At 66.4% G+C, this 15,006-nt stretch carries 12 protein-coding genes; 7 read left to right on the plus strand and 5 right to left on the minus strand.

What is annotated here, in order from left to right; translation table 11 throughout:
- The first annotated feature begins 15 nt into the window (after positions 1-15).
- Together AC1DN0_RS00430 and AC1DN0_RS00435 are read left to right on the plus strand one after the other, a co-directional pair.
- Complete coding sequence (locus AC1DN0_RS00430; protein WP_441630954.1) at positions 16-1,227, plus strand: efflux RND transporter periplasmic adaptor subunit; 1,212 nt, start codon at positions 16-18, stop codon at positions 1,225-1,227.
- A gap of 13 nt (positions 1,228-1,240) precedes the next feature.
- Complete coding sequence (locus AC1DN0_RS00435; protein ID WP_477145459.1) at positions 1,241-4,363, plus strand: efflux RND transporter permease subunit; 3,123 nt, start codon at positions 1,241-1,243, stop codon at positions 4,361-4,363.
- Positions 4,364-4,563: 200 nt separating this feature from the next.
- Here AC1DN0_RS00435 and AC1DN0_RS00440 read toward each other — a convergent pair whose 3' ends face one another.
- From AC1DN0_RS00440 to AC1DN0_RS00450, 3 genes are read right to left on the minus strand one after another with little or no spacing between them, the layout of a single operon-like run.
- Positions 4,564-5,337 carry a DNA alkylation repair protein gene (locus AC1DN0_RS00440; protein ID WP_441630896.1) on the minus strand — a complete coding sequence of 258 codons (774 nt, stop codon included), beginning with the start codon at positions 5,335-5,337 and terminating at the stop codon, positions 4,564-4,566.
- Positions 5,334-5,849: a MarR family winged helix-turn-helix transcriptional regulator gene (locus AC1DN0_RS00445; RefSeq protein WP_441630898.1), complete on the minus strand. Its 516-nt coding sequence runs from the start codon at positions 5,847-5,849 to the stop codon at positions 5,334-5,336. The genes AC1DN0_RS00440 and AC1DN0_RS00445 overlap by 4 nt, the downstream gene beginning before the upstream one ends.
- A gap of 28 nt (positions 5,850-5,877) precedes the next feature.
- Positions 5,878-6,186 (minus strand): FUSC family protein, encoded by a 309-nt coding sequence (locus AC1DN0_RS00450; protein WP_441630899.1) that lies wholly within the window; start codon positions 6,184-6,186, stop codon positions 5,878-5,880.
- Position 6,187: 1 nt separating this feature from the next.
- Here AC1DN0_RS00450 and AC1DN0_RS00455 point away from each other — a divergent pair, with 1 nt between their 5' ends.
- Positions 6,188-6,661 (plus strand): MarR family winged helix-turn-helix transcriptional regulator, encoded by a 474-nt coding sequence (locus AC1DN0_RS00455; protein ID WP_441630901.1) that lies wholly within the window; start codon positions 6,188-6,190, stop codon positions 6,659-6,661.
- Between the two features lie 45 nt (positions 6,662-6,706).
- On the opposite strand, the gene AC1DN0_RS00460 is transcribed toward AC1DN0_RS00455, so the two are convergent.
- Entirely contained in the window at positions 6,707-7,492 is a 786-nt protein-coding gene (locus AC1DN0_RS00460) for an AraC family transcriptional regulator (RefSeq protein ID WP_441630903.1), read from the minus strand.
- Positions 7,493-7,646: 154 nt separating this feature from the next.
- On the opposite strand from AC1DN0_RS00460, the gene AC1DN0_RS00465 reads away from it, so the two are divergent.
- From AC1DN0_RS00465 to AC1DN0_RS00480, 4 genes are all read left to right on the plus strand, one after another.
- Positions 7,647-9,137 carry an SLC13 family permease gene (locus tag AC1DN0_RS00465; RefSeq protein WP_441630905.1) on the plus strand — a complete coding sequence of 497 codons (1,491 nt, stop codon included), beginning with the start codon at positions 7,647-7,649 and terminating at the stop codon, positions 9,135-9,137.
- A gap of 646 nt (positions 9,138-9,783) precedes the next feature.
- Entirely contained in the window at positions 9,784-10,665 is an 882-nt protein-coding gene (locus AC1DN0_RS00470; RefSeq protein ID WP_441630956.1) for a DUF535 family protein, read from the plus strand.
- Positions 10,666-10,852: 187 nt separating this feature from the next.
- Complete coding sequence (locus AC1DN0_RS00475; RefSeq protein WP_441630907.1) at positions 10,853-11,632, plus strand: GntR family transcriptional regulator; 780 nt, start codon at positions 10,853-10,855, stop codon at positions 11,630-11,632.
- A gap of 100 nt (positions 11,633-11,732) precedes the next feature.
- Positions 11,733-13,271 carry an acetolactate synthase large subunit gene (locus tag AC1DN0_RS00480; RefSeq protein WP_477145474.1) on the plus strand — a complete coding sequence of 513 codons (1,539 nt, stop codon included), beginning with the start codon at positions 11,733-11,735 and terminating at the stop codon, positions 13,269-13,271.
- Positions 13,272-13,841: 570 nt separating this feature from the next.
- Here the strand turns inward: AC1DN0_RS00480 and AC1DN0_RS00485 are convergent.
- Entirely contained in the window at positions 13,842-14,969 is a 1,128-nt protein-coding gene (locus AC1DN0_RS00485; protein WP_441630909.1) for an acyl-CoA dehydrogenase family protein, read from the minus strand.
- Positions 14,970-15,006: the final 37 nt, after the last annotated feature.

Below are 15,006 nucleotides of genomic sequence, written 5' to 3' on the forward strand. Positions count from 1 at the left end.
GCTACGCCTGCCTCGATGTCCCCCGCCCGTGCCACGGCCCGCCACGGCGTTGCCGCGCGGCTGGCCGCGTTTTCGCTGGTTGCCCTGGCACTGGCCGCCTGCGGCAAGCAGGAAGCCCCGCCCCCCAACGACGAGCCCAAGGTCAGCGGCAATACGATTGAATTCCCCGCCACGGTCAGGACGCTGCCCGGCATTACGGGCCAGGCCGTCAAGAGCGGCGGCGAGCGCATGCTGAGCCTGCCCGGCCGCCTGGTGTGGAACGAGGACCGCACCGTGCGCGTGACGACGCCGTTTGCCGGCCGCGTGACCGAGGTACTGGTGCAGCCGGGAAGCAATGTGAAGGCCGGGCAGTCGCTGGCCACGCTGACTTCGACCGACTTCGGCATCGCCCAGGCCGATGCCCGCAAGGCCGCCGCCGATTCCGCCTACGCCGGCAAGGCGCTGGCGCGCCAGCGCGAGTTGTACAACGCCGGCATCGTGGCGCAGAAGGAACTGGAGCAGACCCAGGCCGACGCCGCCCGTGCCAGCGCTGACCTGCAGCGCACCCAGGCCGCGCTGCGCCAGTACGGCGCCGCTGCGCAGGGCGAGGGCGCGAGCAACCGCTTTGCCTTGCGCACGCCCATCGATGGCCTGCTGGTCGAGCGCAATATCAATGTCGGCATGGAACTGCGTCCCGACCAGCAGCCCACCGCGCCGCTGTTCCTGGTGACCGATCCCAGCGAGCTGTGGGCGCAGGTCGATGCCGCCGAGTCCGACCTGGCGCTGTTCAAGCCCGGCGTGACCGTGCAGCTCGTCTCCAGCGCTTACCCCGGCGAGACCTTCGCCGGCAAGGTGATCAAGGTGGCCGACTACGTCGACCCCGCCGCGCGCAGCATCAAGGTGCGACTGTCAGTGCCCAACCAGGACCGCCGCCTGAAGGCCGAGATGTTCGTCACCGCCAAGCTGCAGGCTGCCTCGTTCCAGGGCATCAGCGTGCCGTCGAAGGCCGTGTTCCTGGCCGACAACCGCAGCTACGTGTTCGTGCGCACCGCGCAGAACCATTTCGAGCGCCGTCTCGTCAAGCTGGGCGTGTCGTTGCCCGGCATCACCGAAGTGGTCGAAGGCCTCAAGGATGGCGACATGGTGGTGATCGAAGGCAACCTGTACCTGCAGGACATCTTGCGCGACGCCACCGCGGTCAACGCGGCCCGCGCCAGCGAAGCCAGCAGCGCCAGCGCGAAGCAGTGAGGAAGACCGCCACATGATTTCGCGTATCGTCCATTTCGCGCTGCACCAGAAGCTGTTCGTCTGGYTCGGCCTTGCCATCTTCATCGGGGGTGGCCTGGCGGCCTTCAAGAACCTGCCGATCGAAGCCTTCCCGGATGTCTCCGACATCCAGGTCAACGTCATCACGCTGTACCCGGGCCGTGCCGCCGAGGAAGTCGAACGCCAGGTCACGATCCCGATCGAAACCGCGCTGGCCGGCACGCCGAATTCCGTGCGGGTGTTTTCGCACACCCAGTTCGGCCTGTCCTTCCTGATGGTCACCTTCAACGACAAGGCCACCGACGTGGTGGCCCGCCAGCAGGTGATCGAGCGCCTGCGCGGGGTCGACCTGCCAGACGGCGTGCAGCCCGACCTGGCGCCGCTGTCCACCGCCATCGGCGAAATCTTCCGTTTCCGCCTGACCGGCAAGGGCTACACCGCGCAGGAACTGCGCACGCTGCAGGACTGGGTGGTGGAGAAAAATCTGCGCCAGGTTCCCGGCGTGGCGGATCTGGTCACCATTGGCGGCACCATCAAGCAGTACGAGGTGAACCCCAACCTGGCGAGGATGCGCGACGCGAAGATCTCGCTGTCGCAGCTCTTCACCGCCCTGCAGCGCGCCAACTCCAACGCCGGCGGCGGCGCCGTCGCGCACGGCCGACAGCAGTACCTGCTGCGCTCGCTGGGCAGCTTCTACACCTCGGCCGATATTGCCAACGTGGTGGTGTCGGAAGTGAACGGCACGCCGATCCTGGTCAAGGACATCGCCGATGTGCGCATCGGCTCCGCGCCGCCCCAGGGCCTGATGGGCCAGGACGACGAAGATGACATCGTCTCGGGCATCGTGGTGATGCGCAAGGGCGAGAACCCCTCGCTGGTGCTGGAAGCGCTCAAAAAGAAGATCGACCTGCTCGACAGCACGATCCTGCCCAAGGGCGTGAAGATCGTGCCCTACTACGACCGCTCCACGCTGATCGACAAGACCTTGCACACCGTGTTCGGCAACCTGGTCGAAGGCGCGCTGCTGGTGATGGCGGTGCTGTACCTGTTCCTGGCCAATGTGCGCGCCGCGGCCATCGTGGCAATCGTGATCCCGCTGGCGATGCTGTCCACCTTCATCGGCCTGACCTGGGTGGGCATCCCGGCCAACCTGCTTTCGCTCGGCGCGATGGACTTCGGTATCATCGTCGACGGCGCGGTGATCGTGGTGGAGAACATCTTCAAGCGGCTGGGCGAGTTGAAGGAAGCGCAGATCAAGGACAGCCGCGCGCGCCTGCACGCGATCCTGCAAGCCACCACCGAAGTGGGCCGCCCGACAGTGTTCTCGATGATCATCATCATCGCCGCGCACATCCCGATCTTTACCCTGCAGCGCCACGAGGGCAAGATTTTCGCGCCCATGGCCTACACCGTCACGGGGGCGCTGGTCGGCTCGCTGATCATCTCGCTGACGCTGGTGCCGCTGCTGTGCCACCTGCTGCTCACGAAGAACATCGCCCACGAAGACAACTTCATGGTGCGCCACAGCAAGCGTCTCTACGAGCCGATGCTGGCCTGGGCGCTGGACCACAAGCGCACCGTGGTGGGCGTTGCCCTGGGTTTGCTGGTGGCTACCGTCGGCGTGGGCAAGTTCCTCGGCAGCGAGTTCCTGCCCGAGTTGGACGAAGGCTCGATGTGGGTCAGCTTCGACCTGCCGGCTTCGGTTTCGACCAACGAAGCGCGCGAACAGGCCAAGCGGTTGCGCGGCGTCATTCGCCAGACGCCCGAGGTGAATACCACCATCTCCAAGGTGGGCCGCCCCGACGATGGCACCGATCCCAAGCTGATCAACACCGTTGAAATCCTGGTCGACCTGAAGAACGACAAGCAATGGCGCGCGGGCTACGACAAGCGCAAGATCATCAACGAGATCAACCACAATCTGCGCCAGCTGCCCGGCATCGAGCCCAATTTCTCGCAGCCGGTGCGCGACAACATTCTTGAGAGCATCTCCCAGATCAAGGGCCAGATCGTGATCAAGGTGCAGAGCGACAGCCTGCAGCAGAACAAGCGCGTGGCCGACCAGATCCTCGCCAATGTGCAGTCGGTCAAGGGTGTGATGCGCGCCTTTATCGACCGTGACGGCGAGCTGCCGCAGTACGTGCTGGACTTCGACCGCGCCCAGGCCGCGCGCTACGGCATCAACGTGGCCGACGTGCAGGACCTGATGGAAACCGCGCTGGCCGGCAAGGCAGCCACCGAGCTGTGGGAAGGCGAGAAGCACTTCAGCGTGGCGGTGCGCCTCAAGCCGAACGAGCGCGAGCTGCCCAACCTGCCGAATATCTTCATGCAGACCGCCGACGGCGCGCAGGTGCCGCTGTCGCAGCTGGTGCACTTCCGTGCCGCTTCCGGCGCGATGAACATCAGCCGCGAGAACGGCCAGCGCACCACCTCCATCGGCATCTTCATCCACGACCGCGACATGGGCAGCGTGGTGAAGGACATGCAGGCGCTGGTGGCCAAGAACGTCAAGGCCGACGACGTCAAGATCAGCTGGTCCGGCGAGTTCGAAAACCAGGAACGCGCCATGGCGCGCCTGTCGATCGTGGTGCCGCTGTCGGTGCTGGTGATCTTCCTGCTGCTGTTCAACGCCTTCAAGTCGTTCAAGAGCGCCACGCTGATCATCTCGAACATCCCGTTCGCGCTGATCGGCGGCGTGTTCGCACTGTTCCTCACCGGCATTCCGCTGTCGGTGTCGGCGGCGATCGGCTTTATCGCGCTGTTCGGCCAGGCCGTGCTCAACGGCGTGGTGATGGTGACCTACTTCAACCAGTTGCGCGACGAAGGCATGCCGGTGCGCCAGGCCGTGCTGACCGGTTCGATGGACCGCCTGCGCACGGTGCTGATGACCGCGTTGCTGGCCATGCTGGGCTTGTTCCCGATGGCCATCTCGCGCGCCATCGGCTCGGAAACCCAGCGCCCGCTCGCCATCGTCATCATTGGCGGGCTGATCACTGCCACCATGCTGACGCTGATCGTGCTGCCCACGCTGTATGAGTGGATGGTGGGACGCACCTGGCCGGATGAAGAAAACGGCAACGGGAGCGATAACCGGCTTTCGGATTCGATGCCGGCCTGATCGACGGGCGGCTCCGGCCGCCCGCGGCCTCGAAAAACCCGTCACCCTGGTGGCGGGTTTTTTTTATCGGCTTTCGCTCGGCCGATGCTGCCCGCGAGACGCTCCGCAAGCCGCTCGCGTGGTGAAGGCGTTCAATGGCCAGCCGGGCTGGTGTTGGCGCGGAGCGTTCAATCAGATGGCCGGACAGGCGCTTGCTGCCATTACAGGTTGCGCATCGCGCGGCTGCAAATGCGGCGGGTGGCGGCCGCCGGTTCGCCTTGCTGCCAGTGCAGGCACAGTGCGCGGACCCAGTCTGGACTATCCTTGGCAGCGTCGTTGAGCCAGTTGGCCACCGAGTCCTGTACATAGGCCGAGGTGTCGGCCTTCAACGGTTCCAGGAGCGGCAGGGCTTGCGCCGGATTCTTCTTCAGCGCGGCGATGTGCGCGCACCACACGCCGCGCGGGCGCAACGCTTCGCTGGCAAAACGGCGCAGCCTTTCCGACGGTGCGGCGGTCCAGGCGGCCAGCAGGGCGATGCTGGCATCGAGGTCAGCGGCGAGATGCGGCCGCATGGCCATCCAGGCCCATTCGCGCACGCCGAAATGCGGGTCGTCGGCCAGCGGCCGGATGGCCGCGAGCCGCTGGCTCAAGTCCGGTCCCGGCTGCATGCCGGCCATGAAGCAGGCCCAGCCGCGCACGGTGTCCGATGGATGCGCCTGGCAGCGTGCGATGCCCACGGGGCCAAGCTCTTCGAACAAAACGGTGCCGATGCTGGCCATGCGCTTGAGGATGCCAAGCTGGCAGGCGGCTTCGGCCTGCCGGATGGCGGGTGGCGAGAGCTCTGGAAGCACGGCTCGCAACAGCGTGGCCTGATTCAACGCCAGGCCTTCGGCCAGCGTGGCGCTTTGCAGTTCGCCACGCTCCAGCGCGGCCAGGATGTCGGGTGGAATGTCCGCCGCCCGGCTGGCGCCCTTGCGTGTTGTCGGTTGCGTCATGCAGGATCCCCCGGCATGGCGCTGCGGCTGGCAATGCCCGCGGAGACCTTGTTCAGCAGCCCGGCGAGCAGCTTGCGCTCCTGTGCGGACAAGTCGCCAAACAGGCTGGCGATCCAGCGGCCGTGTTCGTCGAACACGTTCCTGGCGACTTGCTTGCCCCTGGGGGTCAGCCGGATGGTCAGCGCGCGCCTGTCCATGCTGTCGGCGTGGCGTTCGATCAGCGCCTCGCGCTCCAGCCCATCGAGCAGGCCGGTGATGGTGGCGCGAGTCACGCCAGCCTGCCCGGCGAGCACGTTGGGCGCCAGTCCGTCCTTGGCCGCGTCCAGCAAGAACAACAGCACGAAACGGCCTTCGGACAGCCCATGCGGTGCCAGCAGCGCCGCGCAGTCGCGGTCGATCGCGGACGCCAGCGACAGTGCCTGGAAGCACAGCCGGATGCTGTCCAGATCGGGTAGTTGGCGTCGTCTGGCTGCGTCCAGCAGGGCCAGGTATTTCTGTTCGAGCGTATTCATAGTGGCGCCATATTATTATGGCGCCTAACTAAGTGACAAGTGCGCTTGCCTTGGCTGCCATCCGGTCGACCAGCAGCACAATGCCGGCGCCGATCACCGTGGCCGCCACGCGGTCCGTCAGCATTCCGCCATCGGCGGGCCGGCTTGCCCCCATGATCATGACCATCAGCGGGGTCATCGCGGCCGAATAGACGAGGTAGTTGCGCAGCCGCAGCAACGGCCGGATGCCCGCCAGCCATCCAGCGTTGAAAGCGACGACCCGGGAAGGGAGCTGATGGCCCAGCAGCAGGGCCGCGCCGATCACGCCGAGGATGGTTCCGGCCACGCGCTGCGTCATCTTGACGGAGAAAAACCAGCAAGTTGGCCTGATCGTGCGCGGCGTCCTGGCGCTCGGCCGCCGGTTGCGCGCGGAGCGCCCGGACGGATCGGCAAGCCTCGCGGCAATCAGCCTGCTGCGTACGCTGAAACGGACGGGCTCGGTCCCCGTGTCGCGCCTGGCCGCTGAAGAGCGCCTTGCGCCCCAGTCCCTCACCCGGCTGATCGCCGAGCTGGAACAGGCGGGCTGGATCCAGCGCGAGAGGAATGAAGCCGACCGGAGGGAAATCCTGATCTCGCTGACGCCCAAGGGCGGCGATGTGCTGGCCAACGATATGCACGCCCGCACCGTGTGGCTGGAGGAGGCCCTGGCCGCCGCGCTGGATGACGGCGAGCGTGATGCACTGGGCAAGGCGGCGCACGCCATGCTCAAGCTGGCCGCGCACGATGCCACGGTGCCAGCCCCGGATGCGGGGGAGGAGCGGGGCGGTTCCTGAGCGGCCGGGCAGCCAGCGAGGTGCTCAGGGTGGCTTCGCCGCGTGCTACTCGCCGGACCTGCGCGCCATGAAGTCCCGGGGCGCCTTGCCCAGCGCGCGCCGGAACATGGTGGAGAACGCACCGGCATTGGCATAGCCGGTCTCGGATGCCACATGCGCCAGCGGCTTGCCCCGGCTCATCAGGTCGACGGCGTGCGCAAGCCGCAGCTGCTGGCGCCACGCGGCAAAGCTGGTGCGCAGCTCGGTGCGGAACAGGCGCGCCAGGGTACGTTCGCTGGCGCCCGTCAGTTCTGCCCATTGCGCCAGGCTCAATGCCGAACCGGGCTGCTCCATCAGGGCGTCGCACAGTGCCTTGAGGCGGCGGTCGGTCGGCAGCGCGAGCCCCGGCCAGAGGGTGGGGGCGGCACGCAGTTCCTCGATCAGCAGGGCGGCGCTCAGATGGCGCCGCCGCTCGGACAGGCTGGCGGCTTCGGTCAGGGCCATCATCAGGTGGCGCATCAGTGGCGACACTTCCAGGACTGAGCACGTGGCGAGCGACAGCGGCGACGCCGCCGGCAGCACATAGCAGGCGTGGAGCGCGGCCTCGCCCAGCGTGACCACTTCATGTTCCACGTCCGGCGGTATCCATACCGCGCGCATGGTCGGCACCACCCAGGTGGTCCCCGCCGCGGTCACGCGCATGCTGCCGCGCAGGGGACAGGAGACCTGCCCCCACGAATGCCGGTGGCGGCGAATGATCGCGTTGGGTGGTGGCAGGCGCAGGTGCACGATGACCGGCTGCCCGGCGGTGGGCTCTGTCAGCGGGACAGGCTGGTAGGTGGTGCGTGGCATCCGGTGTTGCTCCTTGTCGCCGCCGATGTCCGCATTGGCCGCGCTTCGCGGCGGTGGCTGAAATTCGTAAGAAATTGCCCGAGAAGTGTAACCCAGCCACTTCGTGCCGCCCTACGATGACGCTCATCGCATCGGCACCACGGAGTTCCTTAGCATGAGCAATAGCAGCCGGCCTGGCTTGTCGCCCCCCGCCACTCTTCCCGCCAGTCTCGCCGGGCAGGCGGCTTCCGCGCCAAAGGCGGGCGCCGGTACCGCGCCGGCCGGCAAGCTATCGGACAGCGTGCGCGCCGCCACGGTCATTGCCCTGTGCGTGGCGGCGGTGTGGCTGGCGGGACGCGCCACCGGCGCACCCGACGCGCTCGTGCTGGCGGCCGCGCTGGTGCTGTCGACGGTGTGCTGCTGGGCGCTTGGCGTGTTGCCGGAGCCGGCCACCACCCTGCTGTTCTTCCTGTGCGCCATCCTGCTGCATGTGGCGCCGGCTTCCGTCGTGTTCTCGGGCTTCGCCTCCACCGCGTGGTGGCTGATGTTCGGCGGCGCCGTAACCGGGGTGGCCTTGCGCCAGACCGGGCTGGCGCAGCGGCTGGCGGCTATTATTTTCCGCGGCCGGGTGGGCAGCTACCGGCAGGTGATCGGCACCGTGGCGCTGAGCGCGGTGGGGCTGGCATTCCTGATGCCATCGACCACCGGGCGTGTCCTGCTTCTGATGCCGATCGTGCTGGCGCTGGCTGACCGGCTCGGCTTCGCGCCGGGCTCCAACGGCCGCATCGGCATGGTGCTGACCGTGGCGGCGGCCAGCTATATGCCGCCCACCACCATCCTGCCGGCCAATATCCCGAATAGCGTGCTGCTCGGCGCGGCGAGTTCGCTGTATGGCGTCAACCTAAGCTACGGCAGCTACCTGTTGCTGCATTTTCCCATCCTTGGCGTGCTGAAGACCTTCATGCTGGTCTGGCTGGTATGCCGGATGTTTCCGGAGCACGGGCCGATCGCGGCACTGCCCCACCAGGAAGCGGGCGCGCCGAGCCGCCAGGAAAAGCTGCTGGCGGCGATCCTGGCGCTGGCCGTGGCGGGGTTTGCCACGGATACCCTGCACGGCATCTCGCCTGCCTGGATCTCGCTGGCTGCATGCATCGTCTGCCTGCTGCCTGGCGTGGGCCTGGTGTCCTCGCGCATGCTGGCCGAGCAGGTGCATCTCACGCCCCTCATCTATGTAGCAGGCTTCCTTGGCCTGGGCGCCGTGGTGGAGTCGACCGGGCTGGGGACGGCCATCAGCGCGGCGCTGCTGCGCTGGCTGCCGCTCTCGCCGGGACATACCGCTGCCAACGTGGCCGCGCTGGGCGCGGTCGGGGCGAGYCTGGGCCTGATGACGACGCTGCCCGGCTTGCCGGCGGTGCTGACGCCGCTGGCCAGGCAACTGGCGCAGGCCACGGGTTTGTCGCTCGAAGCAGTGCTGATGCTGCAGGTACCGGTGTTTTCGACGGTGTTTTTCCCCTACCAGTCGCCGCCCATCGTGATTGCGATGCAGCTCGGCGGGGTAGGGCTGCGCGAGGGCACCCGGCTGTGCCTGGCACTGGCCGCGCTGACCTTGCTGGTGCTGTTGCCRCTGGACTATTTCTGGTGGCGGGTGCTGGGCTACCTGCCGTGAGCGCCGCCAGCAAGCTTGTGCCCTCTGAGACATGATTCCGCCCTTCGACATCTGGTTAACCCGGATCGCCGGGCAAGCCGGGATTCGGGCCTTTGCCCACGGGGGCCGGCCGCGCGTCGGCCTGTCCGTAGCCGCTCGCTCGTAATTCGCCGCGGAACGCCGGCCGGTGCGCCGAACGCCCGACCTATGCCATTCCCCAGGGCATGGCCGGCCGGCGTCGGCTGGTTTTTTTTGCTCTCTGCCGGTAATGACTTGTGTTCATGTCAACCGGAAGTATTACTATTCGTTACGAAGTATTACGAGGCGATACGTTTACCCGGAGGCTCTGCCAGGCCGCCGGCCATGCCTCGTGATCCGGGCCCGGCAGGGCCGCAGCTTGCCGCCTGGCAAGCGCGGACGTGTCGATCGCAAGGGCAGCGCACCACAAGACCGGGCACCGGCTTTGCTGCATTGGGTAACAGGAGAGCGTCAAGTCGTGCAAGGACCAATCTCGAGCCTTCAATGGCTATCGGGGCTTAGTGCCAAGGGATTCTTTCTGGATCTCGGACCTTTTTTCTATTTTCGTTATCTGGGGGCTCTCGCTGCGCTGTCGGCTTTCTGCCACCCGCCGGGCGGCAGAAAGTGGTGGCTCAGGCGTATCAAGCTGATTGGAAGCTCGGCATTCCGCCATAAGGCGGTACGCAGCTGGCTACAAGCGGTGAGTTCCTGCGCGCTGATGCAGCGCGTCGCCCTCGCCAGGCCCGCACTGCTGGAGCGTCCATATCGTCCGCTCGGCGCATATGGGCTGCGTTTCCGCGAGCGCATGCGTATCGTGCTGGAGCACTACCGGATTTTGAATACGCTGGTGCCATTGGCGCTTAACGAGCGGATCTACCTGGGCGGCGGCCTCGAATGCCCGGTGGGCGAAGGGCGGTACGCACTGCACCTGGCCGACTCCGGGCCCAATCCCAAGGAAGGCGAACTGGCTTTCTACTGGCGCGATACGGCCACTGGCGTCTGCCTGAGCCAGCTTAGTTTCTATCTGGTGCAAGGCAAGACCGGGCCGGAGATCTTCGTGGGCGGGCTGCAAGGGCCCATGGGCGAAAACAGCCGCGACCTGATCCGCGAAGCGACCAAGGCCTGCGAAGGCCTGCGTCCCAAGGATGTGGTGATGGAGGCACTGCTCGCCTTTGCCGCCGCGCTGGACGTGCAACGCATCGTGGGCGTTTGCAGGAACAACCATGTGGGGCGCCAGCGCCATACCCCACGCGAGATCCTCTGCGACTACGAAGGGTTCTGGATGGAGTCGGGCGGCGAGCCGCTGGCCTGCGGCAATGTCGCGATGCCGGTCAGCCAGCCGCGCCGCGATGTGATGGAGCTGCCGTCCAAGAAGCGCTCGGCCTACAGGCGCAAGCTGGCACAGGTCGAGTCCATCCAGGCGACGGTGCGCGACTGGCTCGCGGCGCCCGGCGCGGTACCGGCCATGACGCCGGCGCCGGTCCTGACGCAAGTCATTGCGCCGGCAGGCCCCGAGGCGCTCGCGGCGTAAAAGAGGGGGGCGACAGGCCCGCCGGGGATGCAAACCAGAAAAATGCAGGCAGCGCGGGATTTCGTCCCGCGCTTTTTTTTCGTCCGTCTTGCAGTAAACCCCAGTAGTCTAGGTTTATAGACCTTATTAAAGTAGGTCGCTTCCATATAGCGGCGGCGCGCTGGCGCCATGCCCGCCGTCACCGCAGATGCCGAACCCAGCTTTCACCGCCTTGCCTGTCAACAGCGATCTCCTTTCCCGCAGCCGTCAGCCGGTCTACCTGCAGCTTGCCACTATCTTCCGCCGCCATATCGAAAGCGGCGAATGGCGCCAGGGCGCGCGCATTCCGTCGCTTGAACAACTCTGCCGCGAGTTTGGCGTGGCGCGCATGACCATGCACCACGCACTCTCGCTGCTGGACGAGGAAGGCCTTCTGACCCGCGAGCGCGGGCGTGGCACCTTCGTCAAGGCAAGCTGCCGTGAGCGCCGCGCGCTGAAGCTGCCAGTCAGCTGGGACCAGGTGGTTGCGGTTGGCGAGCAGCTCGATACCGAAGCGCTGTCGGAATCCGTCGGCACCGTGCCGTTGCCGGAAGACCTCGGCATGCCCTGCCGCGCGGCGCGTGCGCCGGGCTATCACTTCCTGCGCCGGCTGCACCGGATCGAGCAGCGCCCCTTTGCGCTGGGCGAGGTTTTCATCGAAGCCAGCGTGTTCGCGCGTAACCCCGAAGCCTTCCGCCACGGCCCATCGGTGCCGGTGCTCGACCGCTTCCCGCAACTGAAGGTCACAGCCGCCAGGCAGCGCCTGTCAATCATCGCGGCGGGCGCGGAATCGGCCGCCCGGCTGGCCTTGCCGGTTGGCGCGCCGGTGGCCGAGCTGCGGCGCTACGCCTGCGTCGACAGCGTGATCGTCTACTACGCGCGCATCGAATTCCCGAGCGAGTTCGTGTGCCTGGATTTCGACCTGCTTGCGCCGGGCGCGCAATGCTGATGCCAACTCAATTACCTGCCAACTGGAAATCAACAAGATGCAGACTACCGACCGCAACCAAGGGAACCATGCCCGCCAGGCAGACAACGGGCAGGGCGAGATGAACGGCGCCGAGAGCCTGGTCAGGACGCTGCTGGCCTGCGGCGTGGACACCTGCTTTGCCAATCCAGGCACCAGCGAGATGCATTTCGTCGCCGCGCTCGACCGGATTCCCGGCATGCGTTGTGTGCTGGGCCTGTTCGAAGGCGTGGTGACGGGCGCGGCCGACGGCTACGCCCGCATGGCGGACAAGCCGGCCGCCACGCTGCTGCATTGCGGCCCGGGCCTGGCCAATGGCCTGGCCAACCTGCACAACGCGCGCCGCGCGCAGACGCCGGTGATCAATATCGTTGGCGACCAGGCCACCTACCATCGCCCGCTCGACGCGCCGCTGACCGCCGACACCGAAGGCTGGGCGCGTCCCGTCTCGGTCTGGACCCGTACTGCCACGCATGCCGCTTCGGTAGGTGCGGATGCCGCCACTGCGGTACAGGCCGCATGCGCCGCGCCGGGCGGGGTGGCCAGCCTGATCCTGCCGTCCGACGTCTGCTGGGATGCCGGCGGCAAGGTGGCCGCGCCGCTGGCGCCGATTCCCCTGCCCAAGGTCTCCCCGGATGCCATCGGGCAAGCCGCGCGCGTGTTGCGCTCGGGCCAGCCCACGCTGATCGTGCTGGCCGGCACCGCGCTGCGCGAAGCCGCGCTGGCCGACGCGCACCGCATTGCCGCCGCCACCGACGCCCGCCTGATCACGCCGATGTCCAACGCGCGCGTGACGCGCGGCCGCGGCCGCTTCAATGTGGACCGGGTGCCGTACTCCGGCGACGCATCGCTCGCCAAGCTGGCCGGCATCCGCAATGTGATCCTGGTAGGCGCGCCGCCGCCGGTTACCTTCTTCGCTTACCCGGGCAAGTCGCCGCGGCCCTACCCGGAAGATGCGGAAATCCATGTGCTGGCGCGTCCGGAACAAGACCTGGCGGAAGCGCTCGCGCGCCTTGCCGACGAACTGGGTGCGCCGGCGGTTTCGCTGCCGGCCTCCGTGTCCTCGCACGAGATCGCCAAGGGCGCGGTGACTTCCGAAGCCGTGGCGCAGACATTGACTGCGTTGTTGCCCGAGCAAGCCATCGTGGTGGAAGAGAGCGTCAGCTTTGGGCGTGCTTTCTATCCGGGCACCGTGCATGCCGCGCCCCATGACTGGTTGCAGCTCACCGGCGGTGCGATCGGCGATGGCCTGCCGTTGGCCACCGGTGCCGCGGTGGCGGCGCCCGGACGCCGGGTGGTTGCGTTGCAGGCTGACGGTTCCGGCATGTATACGCTGCAATCGCTGTGGACCATGGCGCGCGAGAAGCTCGACGTTACCGTGGTGATCCTGGCTAACCGGAAGTATGCGATTTTGCTGGGGGRGCTGGCCGGGGTCGGGGCTAGTCCGGGGAAGACTGCGCTCGATATGCTGGATATCGGGAATCCGGATCTGAACTGGGTGCAGTTGGCTAATGGGATGGGGGTGGAGGCTGCGCGGGCTGAGGATATGGGGCGGTTTGCGGAGTTGTTTAGTATGGCGAATGCGCGGTCGGGGCCGTTTTTGATTGAGTTGGTGATTTGAGGGTTTGAAATTCAAATTCAACTGATTAAGTTCAAAGGCTTAAAGGCTTAAAGGCTTAAAGGCTTAAAGTCAAAGGCAGTTTCACCTCCCCTTCGGGGAGGCGACCTACTTTCTTGTCTTGCCAAGAAAGTAGGCAAAGAAGCGCGCCGGATGGGGCGACCCCCCCCTCGTCGGCAGACAAAAAGAGCGGCCGGGACCCAAACTCGCATCGCCTTAAGGCGATACTCAAACATGGGTCCCTCTTTTCCRCTCTTTTTGCCTGCCGACGAGGCGCCCCATACGGCCTGGACACCTTGACGGCTCGCTTCGCATCGCGTTGGGGTGTGGCCCGCCCTTGGGGGCGCTCCACACGGCTACACCGACTTGTGACCTGGCTTCCTCGCCTTTATTCGCGCCCGTTGGGTCCTGTTTCCCGTTGCGGGGATGAGGGGGGCTTGCGAGGCTTTGATGCGTTTTTCTGCCGGAGACGTGATTGCCGCAGGGCCGGACGGATAATCGTTGCGCCGTTTGGCCTGCATTTTTTTCTGGGCAGTTGAACTGGATTTTTTTAATGAAATCCAGTTCAATTCCTCATGCTGTCATTACTTCTCCATATCGCTGCACGTGGTAATCACTGTCTCCCAGCAGCGGATCGATCATCGTCAATCGCTTGAAGTAATCCCCTACCTCCAGCTCATCCGTCATCCCCATGCCGCCGTGTAGCTGCACCGCTTGCTGGCCGACAATTCTCCCGGCCTTGGCCACAGTTACCTTCGCGGCGCTCAGCATTCGCCGCCGTTGCGCGGGGTCGCTTTCGTCCAGCGCTTGCGCTGCCACATACGCCATCGACAGCGCCAGTTCTTTCTGTACCAGCATGTCGGCCATCCGGTGCTGCAGGGCCTGGAACGCCGCCAGCGGTTTGCCGAACTGCTGCCGCGTGCGCAGGTATTCGCCGGTGATTTCGATCAGTTTTTCCATCGCGCCGGCGGCTTCCGCGCAGAGCGCGGCAATGCCGTGGTCGATGCCGTGGAGCAGGGCGGCCAGGCCGTCGGCCGCGTCTCCTACCAGCGCGGTGGCGTCTACCGCGACGTTCTGCAAGGCAAGGTCGGCGGCGCGCAGGCCGTCCATGGTGGGGTAGCCGCGCACCGTGAGTCCGGTGGCGTCGCGCGGGACCAGGAACAGCGCCAGTTCGTTGCTGCCGGCGATGCGCGCGGTGAGCAGGAAGGCGTCGGCGGCTTCGCCGTGCCAGGCCAGGCTCTTGTTGCCGTTGAGTACATAGCCGTCGCCCTTGCGCTCGGCGCCGGCGCGCGCGGTCTCGGGGCGGTAGCGGGTGGTGGGCTCCAGGTAGGCGAGGGTGACGACGCGTTCGCCGGTGGCGATCGCGGGCAGCCATTCGTCTTTCTGGGCTTGGCTGCCGTAGGCGTTCAGCACGGCGGCGGACATCACGGCAGTGGGCGTGACTGGTTCCAGCACCAGGCCGCGCCCGAGTTCGCGCTGCACCACGAGCTGGCTTGCGGCGCTTTCGCCAAAGCCGCCGTACTCGCCGGGCACGGTCAGGCCCAGCACACCCATCTCGGCAAGCTGTGCCCAGGTGGCGCGGTCGAAGCTGCCGCCGCCGCGGGCGTTCTTGCGGCGTTTGTCGAAGGTGTATTCGGTGTCGATGAAGCGGCGCAGGCTGTCCGCCAGCATCTGCTGCTCTTCGCTGTAGTTAAAGTCCATGGCTGTGCCTGTTCCTTGAATCCCGGGTTTTGCGGAG

The organism is Cupriavidus sp. 05N39 (assembly GCF_056397325.1).